Origin of the sequence: uncultured Agrobacterium sp. (assembly GCA_913777615.1) — a bacterium.
Classification (GTDB): domain Bacteria; phylum Pseudomonadota; class Alphaproteobacteria; order Rhizobiales; family Rhizobiaceae; genus Agrobacterium.
This window is the reverse complement of record CAJYTK010000006.1, coordinates 144614-167569: the sequence shown is the minus strand read 5'-3', so window position 1 is coordinate 167569 and position 22956 is coordinate 144614. Positions and strand designations below refer to the sequence as shown.

Genomic DNA, 22956 nt, shown 5'->3' with positions numbered 1-22956 from the left:
ATGCCCCTTATCAATTCTTCAACCAAAGGCGTCTTCGTCATTGCCGTTACCCCATTCAACGAGGACGGTTCGCTGGATCGTGCCAGCGTCGATCGAATGGTCGATTTCTATTATGAAAAAGACGCAGATGGTCTGACGATCCTTGGCATGATGGGTGAGGCGCCGAAGCTCACCCAGGCGGAGTCGTTAGAGGTCGCACGACAGACGATAAAGCGCTCCGCGGACAAAGCGGTCGTCGTCGGCGTGTCAGCCCCCGGTCTCGCTGCCATCGGCGAATTGACCAAGGCGGTCATGGATCTGGGTGCTGCGGGTGTCATGGTTGCGCCGCCGTCTTCGCTCAAAACGGATGAGCAGATCATCGGCTATTATCGCAACGTCGTGCAAACGGTTGGCGCCGATGTTCCGGTTGTGCTGCAGGATTTCCCGCTTTCGACCGGCATACAGATTTCATCCAAAACGCTTGGGGTCATTCTCGAGGCACATCCGAGCATTGTGATGGTGAAGCACGAAGACTGGCCGGGACTTCAAAAGATTACCGATCTTCGCCAGGCCGAAGCCAACGGACGCCGACGCACCTCTATTCTCTGCGGCAATGCCGGTGTCTTTCTCACCGAGGAAATGCAGCGAGGTGCAGACGGCGCGATGACCGGCTTCCCCTACCCCGAAATGATGGTCGGCGTCTGCCGTCTCAGCCAGGAGGGCAGGTTCGACGACGCCCAGGATCTGTTCGACGCCTACCTTCCGCTTATGCGCTACGAGCAGCAGCCGGGCCTTGGCCTTGCTGTGCGCAAATACATTCTGATGAAACGCGGCGCGATCGCAAGCGCCGCGCAGCGACGCCCGGGTTCTGCGCTGAGCAAGACCGCGATTGCGGAAGTTGAAAAGCTGATCGAGCGTCAGACGAAAAAACTGGAGTTGTTGAACTGATGGATCTCGGAATCTCTGGAAAAACCGCTCTCGTGCTCGGTGCAAGCCGCGGCCTCGGCGCCGCAATCGCCTCAAGCCTCGCTGCTGAAGGCGCGAAGGTCTATGCTGCCGCGCGTAACGCGGACAAAATAGAGAACTTGGAAAACGTGGTGCCTCTGACGGTAGATCTTTCAGACAAGGCATCCGTTGGTGCTCTGATCGAGAAGCTTCGCGCAGCCGGCGGCGTTGACATTCTGGTCAACAACAGCGGTGGCCCGAAAGCCGGTCCCGCCCTTGGTCAGAGCGCCGATCACTGGGTATCTGCATTCGAGATGATGGCCACATCGATCTTCACAATTACCGATGCGATGCTTGAGGGCATGATTGAGCGTAAATGGGGCCGCATCATCACCATCGGTTCATCCGGGGTGGAGCAGCCCATTGCTAACCTCGCGCTATCCAACGGCGTTCGCGCAGCCGTCGCAGGTTGGTCGAAGACGCTCGCATCCGAAGTGGGTCAACACGGTGTCACCGTCAACATGATCTTACCCGGACGCATCGACACAGATCGTGTTCGCGAACTCGACGGCATCAAGGCGAAGAACACTGGCGCCGATATCGAAGCGGTGCAAAATGCATCGAAGAAAGACATTCCGATCGGTCGTTACGGCAAGCCTGAAGAATTCGCGGCAGTCTCAACATTCCTTGCCAGCACAAAAGCCAGTTATGTGACAGGCTCCTCCATCCGTGTCGATGGCGGGATGATCAAGGGGATTTAGTGACGATGACCGATTTCGATTTGGTGCATGACCGTCTAGGCACCGGCAGCTCCAAGTGGAGTAAATATCCCGCCGATGTTTTGCCCATGTGGGTTGCGGACATGGATTTTCCAGCAGCGCCGGAGATCATTGAAGCCATTACGCACAGGCTGCAACATCCAATCCTCGGATATGGTGTTGCGAAGGACGAATTGCGCACTGCCATCGTTGAAGACCTTGAAACCAAATATCAATGGACAGTCGCTCCCGAAGAGATAGTTTTCCTTCCAGGTGTAGAGCCTGGTTTCAACATGGCGATGAAGGCGTTTCTGGAGCCTCGCGATGGGATCACTGTGCAGACGCCAGTCTATCGCCCTATCCTCAGCGCTCCCAGTCACTGGGGCCTCATGCGTCGCGATGCAGCTCTGACCCCCGGTGTGTTCGGCTGGGAGTTGGAGCTAGAGCCCTTCAAAACTGAGCTTGGAAAGTCAAAGGCATTCCTCCTTTGTAATCCACAAAATCCCACTGGCAAGGTATTCAGCCGAGAAGAACTCACATCAATGGCTGATGCATGCCGGGAACAAAACGTCTTGGTCATTTCTGATGAAATTCACTGCGAACTTCTCTTCGATGGCCGCCACCACATTCCATTTGCCTCACTGTCGGATGACGCTGCCCAGCGTACCGTCACGCTCATGGCTGCAAGCAAAACCTACAATATTGCCGGTCTGAAAACCGCCTTCGCCATTATAAAAAATAGGCGGATGCGCGAGACCTTTTCAGCCTCACGGCTTGGTATGGTGGACAGCGTCAATATTATCGGACTTGAAGCAACGCTTGCGGCCTACACGCAAGCTGGTGAGTGGAAGACTGCGATGCTTCGATATCTCGAATCTAACCGAGACTTCCTGTCGGATGAGATCAACCGCCGCTTCCCATCGATCAATGTGATCAAGGCCGAAGGCACGTTTCTTGCCTGGCTGGACTGCACTGCCCTTAAGCTGGAATCTGATCCACAAACCTATTTTCTCGTGAATGGCAAAGTCGGCTTTAGCGCCGGTTCCGAATTTGGTCCCGATTATGCCAATTTTATTCGGCTGAATTTCGCCTGCCCACGCGCAATTCTGGTAGAGGGCTTGGATCGTATCGAGAGAGCGTTGAAAGCTACCAACAGTCGACCCTAACGCCGAGACACTTATCCGGAGGGGACTTCTCCCTCGTTTGGTCCAGCAAGCCAAGCACCGACCGCTGCTCATGGTGCTCGACCTCAGCGAGACGGTCGTCATCCGCTACACACCTCTAAAAAAACCAGCCTGCAAGTTCGTCGCAACATATGCGACAATCATGAGATCGGCGGAAGGCATCGACGCGAAGCAGCGTCGGCTTTTGGCAAGGCCAAATAGCGTCCATTTCGTAAAGGTTCACGCTCAGTGTTGCCGGCAATCAGTCAATATCCCCCGGTTAGGAGTATGCTCTCCCCGGTCATAAAACTGCACGCCTGAGAGGAAAGGAAGATGGCGGCGCCGACTAGTTCCTCCGCCTGTCCTGCACGGCCCATCCAGTTCAGCGTCCGCACGTAATTTTCCCAGCCTTCCGGATCCTCGTCACGACGGTGGGCGTTGCGGTCGGTGTCGATAAGACCAGGGGCAAGTGTGTTGAGCAAGACATTATCACGCGCGTAATCACGCGCCTGGCTTTGAATCAGATTATGCTGCGCAGCCTTTGTCGCTGCGTAGGCGGTAACGATACCTTTTGGTCGAACTTGATTGACCGAACCAATAGAAACCACCCTGCCCCATTTGCGAGCCGCCATACGCGGGAGAACGGCTTGCAGCATCTCCACTGTCGAGCCCAGATTGACCGCCAGCTGAAAGGCAAGATCTTCGGACGTCAGTTCTGAGAGCACGGCGTTGATCTGCGCGCTGGCATTGATCACTAGAATATCGATAGGAGCAATTGCTTCGGCCCGCTCAACCAGATCACGACCGGCACCGGGCTCGGAGAGGTCGCCTGCCAGTTCATGCACTGCACCGCCGCTTGCGGCGATCTGGCGTTGCACGGCTTCAGCAGCTCCTGGCTTCACGCCATGGAGGATGACGCGAGCGCCCGCTCCCGCCAACCCCTGCGCAATGGCGGCGCCGATGCCGCGGCTCGAACCCGTGACGAGTGCCGTACGGCCTTTCAGTCCAAAGACACTTTCGAGCTGCATCTATTTATCCTTTGAAGACAAATATGCCGGCGCCGGTGGTTCCGGGGCGGCAGGAGAATAGTCCGCCGGAGAGCGGCGCGTCGGCAAGCGTGGACGCCGGCAGGCGCGTACGTGCACTTGTGATGAAAAGTGTCGACAAATCTGGCCCGCCGAAAGCGATGCTGGTTGGGCGTGGAACCGGCATATCGATCACCTGATCCAGCTTCCCGCTAGGAAGGTACCGGCGCACCGACCAGCCGTCCCAAATCGCGCACCAGACGCCTCCCTCTGCATCGACAGCAAGACCGTCGGGCCGACCGTCAGCGACAGGGATGCGCGCGAACTCGCGACGGTTCGACAGCGACCCGGTCAATGGGTTGCAGTCGTAGGCATGTATCAGACCAGGGACAGTGTCAACGAAGTAGAACGTCCCCCCATCGGGGCTCCAACCGAGGCCGTTGGAAACTACGATTCCGCTCTCCTTTGGTTCGAAAGCCCCATCGGAATTAATACGATAGAGCGCACCCGTAGGCTTCGATGCATCGATGCGCATCGATCCGACCCATATTGCCCCATCGGGCCCGCATTTGGCGTCGTTCAGACGATTGTCGGCAATGTCCGCCTCCGGGCTGACAAATGGTGTCAGCCGTCCGGAAGCGAAATCGAGCCACTCTAAGCCGTCCTGCGACGCCACGAGCAATCGTCCTCCATTGACCGGGATGACCGCACTGACAAGCTTCCCGGTCTCACAGGTTTCGTTGCGCCCAGTGGCCGGATCAAAGCGGTGCACGGCCGGATGGAGAATATCCACCCAGTACAGGGCTTGTTCCGCTTCGTGCCAGGCTGGGCTCTCCCCCAGCTGGGCACCCCAGGGTAGCGTGCAACTGAGCTCAGCGTTAGGGCGACCCGTTGCTGAACGCGGGCGTGGTCGTGAGCTGATTGCCACTGCCCCGGCTGCGCCTGTGATCCGCCGAGCAGCGGCAATCAGTTCGCGACCAGTGGGATGAATATTGGAGGGATCGAGCCGCGATGACGGCCCCAATGCGACGAGCACGCCCATCGGGGTATTGTCGCGGCCCATAACAGGGGCAGCCACCGAATTTACTCCGGGTAGATGCTCCTCATAAGAAATTGAATACCCTCGCGCCCGCGTCAATGTGAGATCGGCCTGTAGCGCCTCAAGGGTGGTGATGGTTTTGGCTGTCTGCAAGTCGAGCGCCAAGCGATCCAGCAGGGTACGACCAACTGCAGGATCCTGGAAGGCGAGTAGCGCCTTGCCGGGCGCCGTGCAATGAAGCGGAACGCGACGCCCCACTTCGACGCGCACCGAAAGACCATTCGGCGAGCGCTCCGCGAGATACTGCGTCATCGTGCCGTCAAGCTTGCAGAGCGCCACCGTCTCCCCGAGTTCGGCCGCGAGACGCTCGAGTTCCGGCGTTGCCGCAGAGACGAGATCGAAGCTCTCCCAGACCTTGTGGGACATTTCCAGAAAGCGCTGGCCGAGAACATAGGTGCCACGTGCCTCATCCTGGCGGACGAGACCATAAGCGATGAGCGTGCGTAGGATTCGCGCAAAGGTCGGCTTTGGCAGACCAGACGCGCGCAACAGATCCGCAAACCTTAACGGCTCCGGCGCGTCGGCAACCATGTCAAGCAGCGTCAGTCCCTTGGACAGCGCTGCCGTGCCACCCGGCGTCTCCGGTTTCATTGCCCCTGCCCCATCGCGCCTCGCCGCCGCCTTGCGGCCGCCGCGTCGTCCAGCATCCGGTCCATCGTCCATTGCGCTTCAAACCCCAAGGTGTTTCTGATCCGCTCGTTGGACGTATGGTAATAGACGCCGTCGCCGGGAAAATCGACTGTTACGATGGGAAGGCCGGTCAGCGACGAAATCTTCGGCAGAAGCTCCGCAAAATCGGCCGGTTCATCGGCACCCAGATTGAAGGTGCCACCTGCGGCCTTCGGATGGTCGAGAGCGAGCAGGATGCCCGCCACCATGTCACGTGTATCGGTCATATGCATGCGGAACGGTCGGCCGTTTTCATTTCGCGCGAGTATATGCGATGGCTCACCGATATCGTGAGATTGCAGCAAGTCGGCGATGGCTGTGTTTCCAAAACTCAATTGCTGGCGAATACGCGGGCGCAGGAAAAACCGAGGACCGGAAAAGAAACTCTCCTCATCTAGCAGTTCCCCTGCATCCTGCGTGTGAGAGAAACGCAGGATAACGGTTTCCATGCGGCCCAGCCGCTGATGAAAGTGGACCAGCTCTTCTCCCAGCAGCTTCGTAAGACCATAGGGCGAATTTGGCCGAAGCGGGTGATCTTCGGTAATTGGTAGGAACTCCGGACGGTTTTCCGGGTAAACCTCACCGGAAGAAGCAAAGATGAACCGCCGCACTCCAGCCAATGAGGCCGCGTCCAGAAGCCGACGTGTGCCCTCGACATTGACAGCGAACATGCTGTCGCGATCAGCGGCCAACCAGGACATGAAGGCTCCTAGATGCAGGACATCGCTCACGCCGTCCATGGCTTTGAAAATAGCCTCGGCATCTTCGAGCGAACCAACAATTTCCTCGCCCCCGGTTCCAGACGGCCTCAAATCAAGGCCGCGAACGATGCGGCCCCGTGAGCGCAATGCCACTACCACGGCGCGCCCGACACGGCCTGCCGATCCGGTGACAAGGATCATAGCCGTACTCCGGTCTTCGCGTCGAAGAAGTAAAGCTGAGCAGGATCGAAACCAAGCCTTAGGGCCTCATTGCCAGGAAGATTGCCGGTGTGCGAGACGCGCGCTATCAGCCCCTTCGACTTACCGTCCTCTCCATCGGCTATCCTTGCGGCTTCGTCGTCGAAGTAAACGTACTTCTCCGACCCCAAACTTTCCACCAGTGTCGGGCGGACGGTGAAAGTCACGGGCGCGTCGCCCAGGGTCAGGTGCTCAGGTCGCAGACCGACAACCACATTGCCCTCACGGGCCTTCGCAGATGGCATGGTGATTGTTTGACCAAACAGTTTTAGCGCACCGTTGTGTAGCTCCGCATTCAGAAAATTCATACCCGGCGAGCCGATGAAACCGGCAACGAAGAGATTGGCCGGATTGTTGAAAAGCTCGTCCGGCCCAGCGATCTGCTGAATGACGCCGCCCTGCATGATAACCACGCGGTCCGCCATGGTCATGGCTTCCACCTGATCATGTGTGACGTAAACTGTGGTGACGCCGATGCGTTTGTGCAAAGCGCCGATTTCGGCACGCATGTGGACACGTAGCTTTGCGTCGAGGTTGGACAAGGGCTCATCCATTAGGAAGGCCTGCGGCTGGCGCACGATAGCGCGACCAAGAGCGACGCGCTGACGCTGCCCCCCGGAGAGGTCCTTGGGCTTACGATCAAGATAGGGCGTTACTTCCAGAATGCGCGCCGCATCGTCTACACGGCGGTCGAGCTCAGCCTTATCGGTGCCGCGCATCTTCAGACCGAAGCCAATATTCTGGCGCACGGTCAGATGCGGGTAAAGTGCATAGTTTTGGAATACCATGGCAATATCGCGGTCTCCGGGCGCAAGATCCGTGACCTCGTTATCACCGATAAAAATTTGTCCCTCGCTGGCCGGCTCGAGACCAGCAAGGATTTTCAGCATTGTCGACTTGCCGCAGCCCGATGGCCCGACCAGCACCACGAACTCTCCGTTCTCGATTTCGAGCGAGAACGGCCTGAGCACATTAAGGGCACCATAAGACTTGCTGACGTTGCGAATGGAAATATTGGCCATGCTTATTTCTCCGCGCCAGCGGTCAGGCCGCCGACCAAATAACGTTCAAGGAACAGGTAGATTGCGATGATCGGCAGCGCGATGAACACGGATGCGGCGGAAATGTCATTCCAGTAGGTGACGTATTCGCCTTGCATCGTGGTGATGCCGAGATTAGCCGTCCAATTGTCCGGCGAGTTGACGAGAAAGGTGCGGGCATAGGCATAGTCGGCCCAACTCAGCACGAAGGCATAGAGTGCGGTGGCGGCCAGACCGGGCGTTGCGATGGGAAGCACAACGCGCACCATCGCGCCAACTGGTGAACAGCCGTCGACCATGGCGGCCTGTTCCAGTTCTTTAGGAATCGTATCGAAATAGCCTTTTAGCATCCATGTGGCGAACGGAATGATCATAGTCGAATGCGCCAGCACCAGCGTCCACAGGCTACCGATCAGGCCGAAGCTGGAGAAGATCGAAAACAGCGGTATGACCAGCAAGGTTGCGGGCAACATCTTCGCCGTCAGAACGAAGAGACCCATAGTCGCGCCGCCCCTCATGGAATAACGCGATAGCGCGTAACCGGCGCTGACCGAAACCAGCATCGACAGCGCCACAGAACCGATGGCCGCCAGCATCGAATTCCAGAGCCAGAGCAGGATAGGTTTTGCGGCCCAGACACGGGCGAATATGTCCCACTGCGCGTCTTCCGGCCAGAAGGTCGGCGGCAGTCGGTATAGCTCATCAGTGGTGGATAGCGCCGTGACGAGAAGCCAGTAGACCGGGAAGAGGATCATGACCAGCGTGAAGATGACGGTCGCGTAGAGAGCAAGGCTCTGTAAAAATGTCCGTTTCATCAAAGCCCCCTCAATAGATCGATTTCGAACGCCGGCCGAGCATCAACAGGCTCGCGACGATGCAGATCACCAGCGTCAACACGCCGACAGCGGCGGCGCGGCCGAAATTGTGATACTGGAAGGCCTGGTCATAGGTCATGATGGACAGCGTCTGCGTCGAACGCAGCGGCCCGCCACCGGTCAGAACCTTGATAATCGAAAAGTCGCGGAACACCCACAGCAGCGTCAGCACCAGCGTCACGCCTAGGACCGGCATCAACAGCGGCATTGTGATCCAGCGGAACCGCTGCCACACACTCGCGCCATCTACCTTGGCGGCCGCGTAATAATCAGCGGGAATGGATTGTAGACCGGCAAGGCACATGATCGACACGAAGGGAAAGCCCTTCCACACCATGGTAATGGCAACGGCCCAAAAGGCCGCCGTGGAACTACTGACCCAAGGTATCATCTGGTCGGTAAAACCGAGCTTGATCGACAGCCAGCCGAACAGGCCAAAGGACGTGTCGAACATCCACGCAAAGATGACAACCGCAATGATCTCCGGCACGGCCCAAGGCAGTGCCATTCCCAGCCGCGCAACGGCTCGCCCCTTGAAGCGATTGTTGGCGAGAAGCGCCGTGCTCAGACCAACGGCAACGCTGCCTGCGGTGACGACAATCACCAGCTTCAGTGTTACCCAACACGCCAACCAGAATTCCGGCGACGAAAACAGCCAATTATAATTGGCAAGGGAGAATGGACGGCCAGCCCCGCCGAGCCGCGGTATCTTGACCTGCTGAAACGACAGGTCGATGGCCAGAACGAGCGGCCAGACGATGATGGCGGCAACCATCAGGACCGCGGGCGCGATCAGAATATAGCCGAGGAGATGTTGTCGGCTAGGACGCGCAAGATCGAAAAACTTGCGACGCCCAGCCTGAACGGGTTCGGTCATGGATGGTCCTCCTGCCGGATGCGAATGGTGGCCAACAGCCCTTCAAATGGGCAATGGCAAAACGACGGGATTAACCCTTAATGGCTTCGGCCTTGGCCTGCATGGTTTTGGCCACTTCTGCCGGATCGAGATCCTGAATGATCATCCTCTGGCTTTCTTCCATCACCATCTTGCTAAACTCATTGTAGAAGAGCTCAAGTCCAGTCGGGATGCGGTCGATCCCCGCATCGGATGCGGCCTTCATCGTCTCGATCAGCACAGGAAAATGTGGGATGGTCTTCTCCACACCCGAGACGTCGGCAGTCGGGCTTGGCGGCGTATTCCCGCCGAGGGTGGCGTAGCTGCGCTGGAATTCTGGTGACATCGTCAACTTGATAAAATCCCATACAAGGGCTTTCTGGTCGTCGGGGATATCAGCCGGCATGGCCAGCACGTTGGATGAACCGCCGAGCGGCGGGTGAAGCGGCGGAGCGACATAAACGATGTCAGCCTTGGCCGAACCCTTTTCGGTTGTACCGTAGAGCCACGGTCCATCGAGGCGCATCGCCATTTTGCCATCGGCAAAAAGCTTGCGCACGTCGCTGGCGCTCATATCCACTGGGCTGACGCCGCTCTTCATCACGGTTTTCCAGCGTGAAAGACCCTCGACCATTTGTGGCGTGTCGATGGTGATGTTGCCATCCTTGTCCGTCCAGTAGGCTCCGGCGTCGAGGATGTAGTTCAGCATCTCTGTCAGATATTGGCCCGGACCGCCCTTGGTTTCATGGCCAGTGCCGAACTGATCGACAATGCCGTCGCCGTTCAGATCTTTCGTTGTCGCTTTCGCAGCGGCCAGGAACTCATCATAGGTCTTCGGAACCGCGACGCCCGCCTCATCTAGAATCTTTTTATTGTAAGCCATCACGAACCCGAAATAGTTGGTCATGATGCAGACGGTTTCTCCATTCCATTCGCATTTTTGCTGTCCGGCCCAACCCTTCATGTCGATGCCGTCCTTCTTCAGCCAAGGATCGAGAGGCTCGAGCCACCCGCTATCGGCAAACATCTGAAACTCGAAAGACGCCAGATGCACGATTTGCGGTGGCTGATTGGCCGCAAAAAGCGTCGTCATCGTATCTGCGTAGGAACTACGCTCAGTTTTGGTGAACTCGATTTTCACGCCCGGATGCTGATTCTCGAAGGCGGCGATGGCGGAACGCCACCATTCGCCGGTACCGGCATCGTCGGTTTGCCAAGAGATGAATTTCAGCACCGTATCAGCCATGGCAGGCGCAAATGCGCCCATTGTCATCAGCATCGCGGTCGCTGTGCCAAGCGCCAGCTTCTTTATTCCTTTGGTCATGGGTTCCTCCTCCAGAAAACCAGTTCAGATACGTTCAATAAGTGCGAGTGCCGCCTCCGACGGCTTGACGCCAAGTCCCGGTCCGGAAGGCAGGTAGTAGCTGCCTTCGCGGCAATCCATGTCGCCAGCAAGCAGGCGGCGGTTGGGCTCGAATATCGAGTGCTGAAACTCGTGACCCTTCAGGGTCGCCAATGTTGACGACGCCTGCAGGCTGGCGGCGAGGAAGATGCCCGCACCAACGGTTGCGTGTGGGATGACATCGATGCCATGCTCGGCCGCAAGAGCGCCAATACGGACGAAATTGGTGATGCCCTTGTGTCCCATCTCCGGCTGCACGATGGAGATGCGGCAGCGCTCGACCCGGGCGCGCATGTCCCAATGGGTGCGCCATTCCTCGCCAACGGCAATCGGAACGTCTGTTCCCTTCGAAACCAATTCCAGTCCGCCTATGTCTTCGGTCCAGACCGGGGCTTCGGCAAACCAGGGGTCGAAAGGTTTCATTTCGGCAATGAGCTCCAGCGCTCGTTCCGGCGTCTGGTTCCAGTGCATGTCGGCGGCAATCTTTGCCTTTGGGCCGAGGACCTGCCGAAGGTTGGCGATTTCGGCCGCCGGGCCATCGTCAGCCACCGGTGTGGCGAATTTGAAAGCATCAAAACCACGATCCTGCCAGTATTTCGCAAGGTCGCCCCGCGCCTTCAATGTCTTTTCAGGCAAACCGGAAACATAGGCAGGGAAGCTTTCCACACCTCCGCCAAGAAGCTCGCGAACCGATTTCCCAGCTTCCTGCCCGGCGATGTCCCAAAGCGCAATGTCGAGTGCGGCAAGCGCATCGACGTAAAATCCTCCGGTATAACCGCGTGCCCGCATCATATCGTATAGGTCGTCATAGATCGCAGCTGGATCGGACGCATCGCGCCCAATGACGAAACCGGCCAGAAGATCGTTGATCAAAGCGGCCACCGCGCCGGGCGCTACGATACCGTAGGTCTCTCCCCAACCTACAATGCCGGACTTTGTCGTCATGCGGACCAACACGCTCCGGTCAAACGTAGGATATACGGTTCGGTTACCCTTGCGAACGATGTAACCATTGGGATTGACCACCTCCCCTTCCCGGAGCGCGCCGAGATAAGGAACCTTTCGCGGCTGCGTCAGCGTGAAAACTTCGATGGATGCGACGGGGCTATTCATGCGGCCTCCGGTGTAACAAGACCGAGTTCGACCAGATTAGCGTCAATATCGGTAATGGCTGCCGCATCAAGTTCGGGTGTTGGAGCGCGCACGCTGAGGCTATCGATCACGCCGCGACGGGCCAGCACGTATTTTGTCAGTCGCATACGGTAGACCGCCTGCAACACCAGAAGCGGCAAAGTGCGGACATAAATCCTGCGAGCCTCTTCCTGCCGCCCGGCAACAAGCGCCCGGTCGATGGCCACATGTTCCTCGGCGATCTCAAGCGCAGGCATCGCGGCCGTAGCACCTCGGGCATATTCGTCGAGAATGTAGCGAGCGCCACCGCCACCGATAACACCCTGAAGCGTCGACGGGGCATTTGCGATGATGTGGCTGATAGCTGGACCGGCGGGAAGGGTTTCTTCCTTAACGTACGTGACCTGCGGCAAGGCATTTACAATCTCCACGATCGCCTCAGGCGAGAGGTCTGAGCCGCGAGGTGCAGGTGCGTTTTGCAAGATGATTTGTACGTCAGGGAGTGCCTCAATGACTTTGCCGAGGAAGTCTATCAATGCCGATGCATCCGTGCCGACCGATTTAGGGGGTTGGACCATGAGGTACCGGATGCCAAGCGACGATGCAGCACTTCCATGCTCAACGACCTCGCGCCAGTCGGCCGCACTCGCGCCTGCCACCACCGGAACCCTTTCGGCCACCGCATCGACGACGATTTTCAGCAACGTGGCGCGCTCCACCGCATTGAGGGTCTCCACTTCACTTGCAAAACCAGGGAACACGACACCGTCCACGCCTTTATCCAGCGCGAAGGCCACGAGGCGCTTCATACCCACCTCGTCAACATTGCCATCGTCCAAAAATGGAGTCGGCAAAACGGGCAATATCCCTCTTAGGCCAGCAACCATGATCTACCTCCATATTAGGTATCATATATTGATACCTTGATTTCACTAATTGACACTACATATCCTCGCGCTTTATGACAAGCCCCAAGATGAACGAAAGAAGAGGGCGCGACATGGCGGCGGAAACAGCGACATCAATTATCGTGGATTGGGGAACGACCTCTTTGAGGGCAGCCCTCGTCGGAGAAGGCGGCCAAGAACTTGATAATCTTGAGACCGGCAGCGGCATATCGAGTCTCGTTGAAGGCCAACACGAGGCCGCGCTCATGGACGCACTTACGCCCTGGTTCTCAAGCCATGGGGCCTTGCCGGTCGCCGCATTGGGGATGATTACGAGCCGAAACGGTTGGGTCGAGGTTGCCTATGTACCGTGCCCCGCGGGTCCCAGTGAACTTGCTGCCGGCGCCATTCGAAGATCGCTACCAAACGGCTCCGATCTCTTCTTCTTACCCGGTCTCAATGACCCAGCCCGAATGCCCTTTCCCGATGTGATGCGAGGTGAAGAAACCCTGATCGTGGGCTATGGTCTAGAAGAGGACTCAACGCTCATCATACCCGGCACCCACAGCAAATGGGCGCGCGTGAAGGAGCAACGGATCGATGGCTTCCAGACATTCGTGACAGGTGAGATCTTCAACTTGCTCATCAATCATTCCTTCATCGCCCGAGGATCTACGCAGCCGCCAGTCGACGATCCGGATGCCTTTCGCTGGGGCCTGACAGAGGCCAAGCAATCCGGGGCCATGCTGTCGCTGATGTTTTCGGCGAGAACTGGTGGGCTTGCTGGCCGGCTTTCGCCGGAGCAGCTGCGCTCTTATGTGCATGGGCTGGTCATAGGGCAGGAATTTCGGCAAGCCCGCGAGGCAGGATGGTTCACGGAGGGAGATGATGGAAGAATCGTCGGAAATGACGGGCTAAACGATCTTTATCTTATTGCCGCAGAGGTTTTCGGGCTCAAAACTTCGGTCGCCGCAGATGACACTCTGGCGAAAGGAGCGCTGGCTATCCTTGCGCAAACGCCATCGTGACCTCGATAATTTGCTGGTTGGCAGCTCTCGCCGTCATTCTCCCAAACCAGAGGTTCCGAGGCTACGATGTACGACTTCCCAGCTAGTATAGGCACCAGTCGCCACGAAAACGATATTGTGGCTATTCTCGCCCGCCTGCAACGTATAGGTCTTCCAGCCAACCCGATAGCCTTGTATGGCTCCTCGTCGTTCCGGATATGGAGCTCTGTCACAGAGGACCTTGGCTCCCTGGATATCGTCAATCTCGGGTTTGGCGGCGGGACATACCTTTCTGCCAGCCACTACTTGGACAAGCTTCTTGTCCCACTGAATCCAACCCAGGTGCTACTGTATTTCGGAGAGAACGATATAGCCAGCGACGGCCTTAAGGCTGAAACAACGCTTCAGCACCTACAGGATTTGCGTTACCGTATATCCCAAGCGTTGCCACTTGCCGAGGTAACCGTGCTGGCGATCAAGCCAAGTCCAGCGCGCTGGATCTATCGCCATGAGTTCGGCCTCTTTAACGAGCAGGCTCAAGACTGGTGTCATAATTGCGAGCAAACAACCTGGCTAGACCCGAACGCCGGTCTCCTCGGAGAAAATGGGTTGCCAATGTTCCGCTATTACTTGCCGGATCTGGTTCATCTGAATACGGCAGGGTACGCGGTTTGGTCTGAGGCCCTCAAAAAATCTCATAGCTTGCTGAACTGAGGTCAGCCGACCCATCCACAATCTAGTCTTGGACAGGGATGGATCTGCAGTGTGCGGCACGGCCAGGATTGGTCTTCACTACCTGCGCCTGCACATTTTCTACGGGGGAGTGGTCCTGCGGCGTCGAGCGGCCAACGACGGGATGCCGCCGGATTAGGTTTTCATTTTATCGATGTTCCTAAGAGCTTCCCAATTATCTCCAAAGCCCAGGCCCTTTATCATCACCAGAATCTCACAGAAGAGAACGACGAAGCCTGCGCAGATCCCTGCCTCAAACCCGTCGAGCGATGCGATACAATGATCTCTGCGGGTGTGGTAGTTGGTCCATTATCCATTTGCACCAAAGATAGACCCCTTTCGTTCGCTGCTTGCCGCTCAGGCTCAACTCTAGAAATACAATCGAGCCAAGGGTCAGATTGAACGCATGCCGCTGCAACCACATACGGGGCTTCTTACATCCCGCTCGCATTTAACGTCGCCTGGCATTAAGGAGTAGTCGCGATAGTTCTAAGGTAATATTCGCCACTGGGAGGGAGCCTTCTACCTCGCTCCAATAAAACCGCTCATAATAGCTGCCTCTCATCGGGATGGTTTTACTGCAGCGCGCACCCGTCATTGGGTCGGTCAGTATGAACCTCAAGCCGTGCAAGCAGGAGACTTTCTTGCAAACCTTGTCAGCTGACAAGGTAGCGAGCTGTCGGGATATCACCTCGGGTCCCCTAAACCTTGTCACCTGACAAGGTTTACCCTCAGATGCTGCGAACCCGCCTACCCTGCACAGCGAATTATGCAAGCAGCTCCCCCGCTTCTATTGAAACCATCCGTGCTCAATCAATCGCGAAATTGCCCGCAACGACTATCCAGACAGTAGATCACGCCGGGACTGGCTCCTGTGACAACCAACCTACCTGGAGGCCGACTTCAGATTTTGACACCACGGAACACGAAGCGCACAAAAGCGCACCACGCAGATCCAATTTGACCGATGTAGGCAAACCTAGATCGCTCAACCTGACTACCAAGCGAATTAATCGGTCCAAATTGAAATCGATATTCGCAAAACCTAGAGCACTGGTTAATGCGACGAGCACAGTTGGCGACCCTTTGGCGAACGTCGCAGAGCCCTTCCTTCAATCAACCATCGCATTCCAACCCGCAAGGACGCGAGCGTTTGAAACATTTTGTAAAATTCGAAAACCGATTCGCATTTCTTCCATAACCCCTGCATCCGTCGTTTTGCGAGTGACCCTTCGCCACCTCATTGCGCGACCTTACAAGACGACCCCTCCACTCAAGATATTTTGCATTCTAGCTTTCCACTGCATCTTCGATTTTAGAATTTCTTGGCAATCGGGCCAAAACCGGCGAGACACTCCCCTCCCCAGCCCTCCACCGCCACTTGGATTTGAGAACCGCATCTAATGGGAATTGAGCCCTTGCGCTAATGTGGCGCCAGGTCGCCAAATCACGCGGCTGCTTTGCGCCACAAGCGGTCGTGCTTGACGATGGAGCCACAGGAAGCTAGCTTTGTTCTATCTAAAACAGGTTACGCTCGGGAAGGTTGGCCCGACCCCCACGGCGTGGGTCCTTCCGCGCTGATCTAGCGGCCCAAGACTACGACAGCATGAGCATGGTGTTCGTGCCGATAGTAGGAGTATGGGTATCAAAGCTAGAATATCAGTGCTGACGCTGGGCGTGTCCAACCTGGAAAAATCAATTTCATTCTACCGCGATGGTCTCGGGCTGCCGACTGAAGGGATCATTGGACAAGAGTTCAAACATGGCACGGTTGCGTTCTTTGATCTGGGTGGAGGTCTAAAGCTGGCGCTGAGCGACGTTGCTCACGACACTGGGTTGCTCTTACAGCCGCCTAGCTCCACGTCCTTCACCATTGGCCACAATGTGTCAACGATGGAGGAGGTCGAGGAGGTGATGGCTGCCGCTGAGCGGGCCGGAGCCGAGATCGTGAAGCGCCCCGTGCCCACTTTCTACGGCGGCTACGCTGGCTACTTCCGTGATCCCGACGGACATTTGTGGGATGTGGTTTGGAATCCTCATCTGCTCCCCCCAGCAGACTGAGCTTTTTGAACGGTGCGCCAACACCGGAAGGTGGACGCGTGACCTGCTTCGGCTTGTCCGCTTCGGGCCAAAGGCTGCCCAACTAGCAGCATTTCCATCACCTTCATGAATCGTCGCGAGCCGTCCGATTCAAAACTCTCATTGGACATACGTCTACAATGCGATGACAATCGCTAGCATGACGCCGATGCCCCGCCAATTCTACGCCGAACGTGTCGACCCAGCACGCAACATGGCGCGGTTCTACGCACTTAAGGTATCGGCGGATCTGTTCGGCGCGATGTGGCTCGAGCGTCGATGGGGCCGGATCGGGAGCCGCGGCCAGATCAAGGTCGAGCTTGTCGATGACGGCGGTGATTCATCGAAGCGCATCGAGGCCATTGCGCGTCAGAAGACGCGGCGGGGCTACCAGCCAAAGTAATGCCTGCCAGCATGGCGGACCGTTTTCCAACCCTGGACGGCAGGAGATGCCCCCGGCTTTTTTGGCGGGGGCGCTTTGATGTCAGTCCCAAGGAATGACTGCCATCAGATCCTCGTCGTCCTGTCCGGGGTAGCGGCCGAGATTGGCATTGAGCTTGCCGTAGCCGGTGTTGACGGAGAGTGTGAAGTAGTCGCCGCCGTTCTGGTTCTGCTTCTTCCAGATGCCGCCGATCTCGACGCGGCGGCCGCGCGGGGTCTTGGCGAAGAGGCGGTAGACCGGGGCCTTGGCGTTGGTGCTGTCGAACTCCTCTCCGAAGATGTCGAGGTCGTAGGCGACAGAGGCGATATTGCCGATAAGCGTGTTGTTGTCATTGAAGCGGATGAAGTTGACGAGATCGGTCATGGCAGTGTCTGCTTGGTTTGCGTTGCCGATGGTCACGACAAGGCGGACGGAAGACAGGCTGATTGCACCCGCAGGGGCGTAGCGAAAGCGGAGCGCCGCAGGTAGCAAGGAATTTGTTTCGCGAGGAATGGCGGTCGTCAGAGGAAATTCGTTCACGGCTGTGGTTGCTGTCAGGCTGGCCGGCCGCAGTGACCCAGCACTGAGGCAACACATACCAGGGAGATACGCAATAGCCCTCGATCACATCTCATCTGATGTCGTGACGACACGCTCCGGCAATATCGCCTCGGTCGCCTATGAGGTGTTGGGCGGTGGACAGGAGAGGTTGGCATCGAGGCCACGAGCTCAAATGTCCTCAAGCCGTCTCGCCCACGCTAACTGCGTGCTCGTTGAACCGGCGGCTTTTGCGGAGTGAAGGCCTGACAAATCCATTACGCGACCTGTTACGACATCGCGCTCACGTCACTGTCTTTGCTCTCAGCTTGCAGTACGGTGAGAGAGATGTGGCTGCTCTGTCGCGGAGGCGACCAGGCACGCTCTGCCACTCAGAAGTTAGTGGCATTCTCTGCCGTCAACAGATCCCAGATAATGGGCGGGCAGGGGAGTGCGAGGGGAAGGGCCGAAGGGGGTTCCCCTCGCCCCGAAGCTTCCGCTCTTCAAACTTCAATCACGCGAACCGCAGTGGCTTCCTGCTTGTGTGAGCGATGGTAATAATTTCAACGGCTTCGGGTGTGAGCCAAGGCAGACCGGAAACAATAAGCGCTCTTGAGGTTCCGCCATCCCATTTCGGTGCGATCTCAGGAAAGTCGACCAAAGTCTCCGCACTTTGCCGTATACGGATAATCACCCGCAAGGCTGTATTCAGGTCGGCATCAAGAGCTATATGGGCCTGAATTTCGCGCAACCCTCTGGCGGCGCGTGGAGAAATAATCAGTTTCATTCGAGACCGAGGTCCTGCCAAACCTCAGCAGCCGGAAGACCTTTACCGGCGTCGAGTTCCGCAACGCCCTCATTGATTTCTTCTGCCAGCCACGCGGCATAACCGGACTCCGGCTTGTCCTCTGGCTTCGCAGGTTTAATCCAGCGTTCGATTTCGGTGTTCTTCTCGATGCGCGTAGTCATTTCGTCTCCTTAAAAAGATATACTCGATTGGCTCTCATCATGCAATTCAGACGGATGCTGACGAGGGAAACCCCGCCGCACCGGGGAGACGCTGCGGCGGGCGACGGCTGACGTTACTCAGCCGCCTCGGGGAACTGCATTAGTTTATCTTCCAGCTGATCGACCTCGCCAGCGTCATCGGCTACACCGTGCGCCTCGTCGTCGCTGTCATCATCGACGCTCAACCGCTCAGCAACAATCGCCGCTGCCTTTGCTGGAAGGATGGGGGAGGGGAGCCATGCGGTGCCTTTGGTCTGGGCTTCGGCATAGGCTGCTGCCTCTGCCTTCTTCATCCGACCGACGCCACTTGCGAAGTTCGGTCCCTTGATGTCCACCAGCGCCGCTTCGATTCCATCGCGGGTGAGGTGGTTGAAGTAGCTCTCCGCCGTCGCCTCGAAATAGTTCGTCATGTCGAGGTCGAGCGCATCCGCCAGCATCTCGGCATGGGCACGCTGCGTCTTGCGAAAGTCGTATTTGTCCTTCACCGCATCGATGGAATGAGCTGATGCGAAGGCCAGAAGTTCGACAAGCTCGTGCTGATCGCGCTCAAGGCACCATTCGAAGATATCGGCGGGATTGCTAGGAACATGATCGCCAAAGCGCTCGGCCAGTTCGGCAAGGCCAGCGATTGCCAGATTGCTTGCCGGTGCCTTCATGCTGGCTTCAACCGATTTGCTGGTCAAGACGATATCGAGGCAGGAATGATCGCGGGAATGCGTCAGGACGGTCTGCAACAGGAGCGCATGCACCACACTCGCCAGGGCGACGTGATGATTGTTGGCAAATTCCAGCCGCAGGGCTGCTGTGCGCTGCACCGTCAGGTCTTCGACAAGCGATGCGAAGTGGAGGACGGTATGCACTTACACTACTCGGGCGCCGCGCATACTCCAAGACTCACGACTGGCGAGTATGTAGTAAACAGCTGCTGTGGCTTTCTGTCACAGCATCCGAGCTGCGCGACCATTTCGCCGTGTCGAACTGTTGTAATAACTTGATGCCTGCTGCACGGATCGATGCCGCGACTGCTCCATGGCTTCTGGCAGAGGAATGCCACGATTGGCGGCCTCGGTAAGATACCCTGATCGCAGCCCATGCGCGGAAAACTCTGCGGGGTCGAGACCAGCAAGCGCCGCGCGGTGCTTGACGACGTCATTGACCGACTTTGGATCGAGCGGTCGAGGAGACAAGTTTCCCCAACGATCAATTTTACGAAAGATCGATCCTGACTTGATGCTGGCTGCCTCCATCCAGGCATTAAGCGCTTCGACCGGTCGACCCGTGAGGTAGACGATCTCATCGTGATCAGCGCCAGAGGTTTTGGTACGGCCGAGATGGATGGATAGCGAGGCGAGGGGAGGGCCATCCGGCAGCTCGATCGACTGCTCCTCTGTCAGTTGTTCTTTGCGCAGTCCTGCAATTTCACTGCGTCTGCGGCCACCTGATGCGAATGCCACCATGAGAATAGCCGTGTCGCGGAGATCGCGCAGACTGTTACTACCGCATGAGGCAAGAAGCTTCGCCAGCACATCACCCGTCACGGCTTTTGCGCTCTTGCGCTTTCGTGGTCGCGGTGTCGCGCGAACCGCCAAGCGAATGGCTTGCTTCAGGGCAGGGGAGGCGAACTCGCCGGTGACACCGCGCCATTTGGTAAGAGTTGACCAGGACGCAAGACGCCGGCGCACGGTGTCCGGCGCATGCGGACCAAGTGACTTGAGAAACCCCTGATCACGCAGCAACCGATCGACATGTTGCGGCATGCCGTGGTCGGAATTTTCGACCCGGCGCTCCGGGTCCCACAGATGATGGGCAACGAACTTCAGGAGAAGTGCTTCCGGCGCGGGCCAGGGAAGGCTGTTTCCAGTCGACGCGAGGCACCACGCCTGCAGGTACGCCAGGTCCGACGTCAGTGCGCGAAGCGTGTTCTCACCCATTCCTTCATCGACAAGATGCTTGAGCGTTTCGATATCCTGATCGGTCAGGAGCTCAGCGAGTTCGTCGCGCCGTTCCATCGGGAGGACTGCGGCAATCGTGTCAAGTTGATGAGCACGGCTGACAAGACCATTCATTTGGGCAGCCCGTTTTCATCATAAAAATCGGAGTGGTCGGAGGTTGCCCCAACCGGCACGCTTTTGCGACCTTCTGCTGCTAAATCCAGGGATTTCTGAAAAGCGTCCACATTTTGGTGGATTGGTGTTAGCCTCGCCAAGGGTCTTTCGTCGCGGCAAATTACGATCTCATCGCCTAGGAGTGCCAGCTCAATCAATTCCTCAAGCCGCTCCGTCGCCTCCGTTACCTCGACAAGAATTTTCATTGCTCTCTCCTACCAGACCCGCTCGTGCAGGACCGCATCGAAGACGACGTCTGTTGAGACCAGTGCGCAGTGCTCCAGTCTGGTTTGCGCAGCAAGTATCCGGTCCCAAGGGTCGCGATGCTCCCAGTCGAACGCAGCTGCCAATTCTGCATGCACGTCGTTGATGGCAAGGGTTTGCAAGCCGCTGGCGGTGACAGCGGCACGCAATTCCTGGGGTTTGAGATCGAGCTTCTTCAGCCGCATCTTGTTGTCGAGTTCATAGAAAGAAACGGCGCTGACAAGCACGGTGTTGCTCTTGTCCTCGATGAGGGCGCGTGCATGCGATGAAAGGCGAGCACTGCCGATCGTCCACCAATAGACGGCATGGCTGTCGAGCAGGAGCTTCACGGGCCCTTCCCGCCATCGACCGGCTTACCGTGAAAGATCCCGATGTCATCATTCCAGTCACCGGCGTCGATTGCGGCCTGCTCGGCATCGTGCTCATTAAAGAGGTCGTCCGGAAGTCCCCGCTGCGCCAGCAGCCCAAAAGGTCGCTTACCGGATCGATCTGCGGGACCGACACGGGCATAGACCTCATTGCCGCGCATGATGATGATCTCTTCACCGTGGTTGGCCCTTTCAAGAACCTCGGCAAAGTTCTTGCGCGCCTCGCTGATCTTGTAGTGCGTCTGGGGCATCGTCGGCTCCGATTTCAAGGTTAACGTCACGATACCACGCTGGAAACAAGTGTACAATCGATATGTACATATAACTGCCGATAAGAGGTACTTATCGGGGGTCAGCGGCTGTGGCTTTTAGCTCCCGATTTCAATTGAAGCGCTAAGCGAGGAATTCGGCACTGAAATCTCCGCTTACGATTTCACGCGGAGGAGGGGAGGGGGCAGCTAAAGCCCTGATGCCTTGGTCAAATTCACGCGGAAGCGATCACGTCGTCTCTGATATCGGCGGGTCATCTCTGCGGACGCGTGCCCCAGTTGCTTCTGGACGTACCGCTCATCGACTTCGGCAGAAGAGGCGAGGCCAGCACGAAGGGAGTGACCGGAGAACTTAAACGCACGCTCGATCTCGCTGAGATCACCGCGAACGCCGGCCGCCAACGCAGCCCGCTTCACCAGCCGGGCTACCTCCTTGTCATTCAGCCGTTCTGGCCCAACTGCTTTGCCTTGTCCCGTCACGCGACGGAAGAGGGGACCGTGCGCAAGCTTGGCGAACTTGACCCACATCTCGATCGCGGCGACCGGGCAGGTCGCGTCAGACGAGCCGCGACCCACCTCAACCTCTCGCCATCCGGTTTTGCCGCGCAATGTGACGAGCATCCCCTTGTCGAGGATTTCGATCCAGCCGCGCCCGTCTTCGGTCTGGCCTGCCTTCAGATCAAGGCCAACGATCTCGGAGCGACGAAGACCACCGGCAAAGCCGACCAGCAACATAGCGCGGTCGCGCAGGCCGCGCAGAGAACCGCGGTCGAGCGTCTCGACCATGCCGATGATGTCTTCGGCCATGACAGCTTCCTTCTGGACCGGCGGCCGGGCATGGCTGTTGCGGATGCCGGCCATCACCGTCGCAATGTGACGGTCCCTACGATCGAGGGCGAGCCCCCGCTGCGCATAATTCCATGACAGGGACGAAAGGCGGCGCTCGATTGTGGAAACGGAATTGGCCTTGGCTCCTCTCTCGGCCGTCCCGGAGGCGCAGGCGGTGATATAGAGCCCAACTGTTTGCGGGTGCGGGGGGAGCGGAGAAAGATTGGACCGCCGGCACCAAGCAGCAAAATGCTTCCAGTCGGCGGCGTAGGCTTTGCGCGTATTGGCGGAACTGGCGGCTTCAACATAACCCCGGGCGCGATCAGCAAGGCTTGCAAGATGGGCGGGCGTCTGGTCCTGAACGGTGAGAGAGGGGAGGGGGCTTTCGCCCGACACCTCCGGAGCAGAAACATCGCGCTCAGGCGCCGTGGTGAGAGACGGCGCTGAGGTCTCCTCGACATGAATTTCGGTGTTCTGCTCGATGATTTGGGCCATTCTCTATATAAGGAGC

Annotated in this window: 25 protein-coding genes; 7 read left to right on the top strand and 18 right to left on the bottom strand. The window is 57.6% G+C overall.

Annotated elements, in window-relative coordinates:
• From QZ862_RS05340 to QZ862_RS05330, 3 genes are read left to right on the top strand one after another with little or no spacing between them, the layout of a single operon-like run.
• On the top strand, positions 1–927 hold the full coding sequence (locus QZ862_RS05340) for a dihydrodipicolinate synthase family protein (RefSeq protein WP_296097974.1): 927 nt from the start codon (positions 1–3) through the stop codon (positions 925–927).
• Entirely contained in the window at positions 927–1685 is a 759-nt protein-coding gene (locus QZ862_RS05335; RefSeq protein ID WP_296097972.1) for an SDR family oxidoreductase, read from the top strand. The genes QZ862_RS05340 and QZ862_RS05335 overlap by 1 nt, the downstream gene beginning before the upstream one ends.
• A 5-nt stretch (positions 1686–1690) precedes the next feature.
• Positions 1691–2848, top strand: coding sequence for a PatB family C-S lyase (locus QZ862_RS05330; protein ID WP_296097969.1), 1158 nt, complete (start codon positions 1691–1693; stop codon positions 2846–2848).
• A gap of 263 nt (positions 2849–3111) precedes the next feature.
• On the opposite strand, the gene QZ862_RS05325 is transcribed toward QZ862_RS05330, so the two are convergent.
• The 9 genes from QZ862_RS05325 to QZ862_RS05285 all read right to left on the bottom strand — a co-directional run bounded on the left by QZ862_RS05325 (position 3112) and on the right by QZ862_RS05285 (position 12827).
• Entirely contained in the window at positions 3112–3873 is a 762-nt protein-coding gene (locus QZ862_RS05325) for an SDR family oxidoreductase (protein ID WP_296022473.1), read from the bottom strand.
• A gap of 4 nt (positions 3874–3877) precedes the next feature.
• The gene (locus QZ862_RS05320) at positions 3878–5560 is read right to left on the bottom strand and encodes an SMP-30/gluconolactonase/LRE family protein (RefSeq protein ID WP_296022476.1); all 1683 of its coding nucleotides are present in this window, start codon (positions 5558–5560) and stop codon (positions 3878–3880) included.
• Positions 5557–6540, bottom strand: coding sequence for an NAD(P)-dependent oxidoreductase (locus tag QZ862_RS05315; protein ID WP_296097967.1), 984 nt, complete (start codon positions 6538–6540; stop codon positions 5557–5559). Before QZ862_RS05315 ends, QZ862_RS05320 begins: the two co-directional genes overlap by 4 nt.
• Entirely contained in the window at positions 6537–7619 is a 1083-nt protein-coding gene (gene ugpC / locus QZ862_RS05310) for a sn-glycerol-3-phosphate ABC transporter ATP-binding protein UgpC (RefSeq protein ID WP_296097965.1), read from the bottom strand. Before ugpC ends, QZ862_RS05315 begins: the two co-directional genes overlap by 4 nt.
• Positions 7620–7621: 2 nt before the next feature.
• Positions 7622–8452 (bottom strand): carbohydrate ABC transporter permease, encoded by an 831-nt coding sequence (locus QZ862_RS05305; RefSeq protein WP_062597666.1) that lies wholly within the window; start codon positions 8450–8452, stop codon positions 7622–7624.
• Between the two features lie 10 nt (positions 8453–8462).
• Positions 8463–9389 carry a sugar ABC transporter permease gene (locus QZ862_RS05300; RefSeq protein ID WP_296022483.1) on the bottom strand — a complete coding sequence of 309 codons (927 nt, stop codon included), beginning with the start codon at positions 9387–9389 and terminating at the stop codon, positions 8463–8465.
• A gap of 70 nt (positions 9390–9459) precedes the next feature.
• On the bottom strand, positions 9460–10731 hold the full coding sequence (locus QZ862_RS05295; RefSeq protein WP_296097963.1) for a sugar ABC transporter substrate-binding protein: 1272 nt from the start codon (positions 10729–10731) through the stop codon (positions 9460–9462).
• Between the two features lie 24 nt (positions 10732–10755).
• A complete protein-coding gene (locus QZ862_RS05290; protein WP_296097961.1) occupies positions 10756–11922 on the bottom strand; it encodes a mandelate racemase/muconate lactonizing enzyme family protein in 1167 nt (388 codons plus the stop codon).
• The gene (locus QZ862_RS05285; RefSeq protein ID WP_296037347.1) at positions 11919–12827 is read right to left on the bottom strand and encodes a dihydrodipicolinate synthase family protein; all 909 of its coding nucleotides are present in this window, start codon (positions 12825–12827) and stop codon (positions 11919–11921) included. The genes QZ862_RS05290 and QZ862_RS05285 overlap by 4 nt, the downstream gene beginning before the upstream one ends.
• An 89-nt stretch (positions 12828–12916) precedes the next feature.
• Here QZ862_RS05285 and QZ862_RS05280 point away from each other — a divergent pair, with 89 nt between their 5' ends.
• From QZ862_RS05280 to QZ862_RS05265, 4 genes are all read left to right on the top strand, one after another.
• Positions 12917–13855 (top strand): 2-dehydro-3-deoxygalactonokinase, encoded by a 939-nt coding sequence (locus tag QZ862_RS05280; RefSeq protein ID WP_296097959.1) that lies wholly within the window; start codon positions 12917–12919, stop codon positions 13853–13855.
• A gap of 66 nt (positions 13856–13921) precedes the next feature.
• The gene (locus QZ862_RS05275; RefSeq protein WP_296097957.1) at positions 13922–14548 is read left to right on the top strand and encodes a GDSL-type esterase/lipase family protein; all 627 of its coding nucleotides are present in this window, start codon (positions 13922–13924) and stop codon (positions 14546–14548) included.
• 1662 nt (positions 14549–16210) lie between these two features.
• A complete protein-coding gene (locus tag QZ862_RS05270; RefSeq protein ID WP_296098107.1) occupies positions 16211–16627 on the top strand; it encodes a VOC family protein in 417 nt (138 codons plus the stop codon).
• 178 nt (positions 16628–16805) lie between these two features.
• Positions 16806–17048, top strand: a complete 243-nt coding sequence (locus QZ862_RS05265; RefSeq protein WP_296037335.1) for a WGR domain-containing protein — start codon at positions 16806–16808, stop codon at positions 17046–17048.
• 81 nt (positions 17049–17129) lie between these two features.
• Here QZ862_RS05265 and QZ862_RS05260 read toward each other — a convergent pair whose 3' ends face one another.
• From QZ862_RS05260 to QZ862_RS05220, 9 genes are all read right to left on the bottom strand, one after another.
• Entirely contained in the window at positions 17130–17606 is a 477-nt protein-coding gene (locus QZ862_RS05260) for a DUF736 family protein (protein WP_296097956.1), read from the bottom strand.
• Positions 17607–18117: 511 nt separating this feature from the next.
• A complete protein-coding gene (locus QZ862_RS05255; RefSeq protein WP_296037329.1) occupies positions 18118–18390 on the bottom strand; it encodes a type II toxin-antitoxin system RelE/ParE family toxin in 273 nt (90 codons plus the stop codon).
• The gene (locus QZ862_RS05250; protein ID WP_296097953.1) at positions 18387–18572 is read right to left on the bottom strand and encodes a hypothetical protein; all 186 of its coding nucleotides are present in this window, start codon (positions 18570–18572) and stop codon (positions 18387–18389) included. The genes QZ862_RS05255 and QZ862_RS05250 overlap by 4 nt, the downstream gene beginning before the upstream one ends.
• A gap of 113 nt (positions 18573–18685) precedes the next feature.
• Positions 18686–19471, bottom strand: a complete 786-nt coding sequence (locus QZ862_RS05245) for a hypothetical protein (protein ID WP_296097952.1) — start codon at positions 19469–19471, stop codon at positions 18686–18688.
• A 78-nt stretch (positions 19472–19549) separates the two neighbouring features.
• Positions 19550–20677, bottom strand: coding sequence for a site-specific integrase (locus QZ862_RS05240; RefSeq protein WP_296037321.1), 1128 nt, complete (start codon positions 20675–20677; stop codon positions 19550–19552).
• On the bottom strand, positions 20674–20922 hold the full coding sequence (locus QZ862_RS05235) for a prevent-host-death family protein (RefSeq protein WP_296037319.1): 249 nt from the start codon (positions 20920–20922) through the stop codon (positions 20674–20676). Before QZ862_RS05235 ends, QZ862_RS05240 begins: the two co-directional genes overlap by 4 nt.
• 9 nt (positions 20923–20931) lie before the next feature.
• Entirely contained in the window at positions 20932–21309 is a 378-nt protein-coding gene (locus QZ862_RS05230; protein ID WP_296037318.1) for a type II toxin-antitoxin system VapC family toxin, read from the bottom strand.
• Positions 21306–21599: a type II toxin-antitoxin system prevent-host-death family antitoxin gene (locus QZ862_RS05225; protein ID WP_296037315.1), complete on the bottom strand. Its 294-nt coding sequence runs from the start codon at positions 21597–21599 to the stop codon at positions 21306–21308. The genes QZ862_RS05230 and QZ862_RS05225 overlap by 4 nt, the downstream gene beginning before the upstream one ends.
• 207 nt (positions 21600–21806) lie before the next feature.
• Entirely contained in the window at positions 21807–22940 is a 1134-nt protein-coding gene (locus QZ862_RS05220; protein WP_153312717.1) for a tyrosine-type recombinase/integrase, read from the bottom strand.
• Positions 22941–22956: the final 16 nt, after the last annotated feature.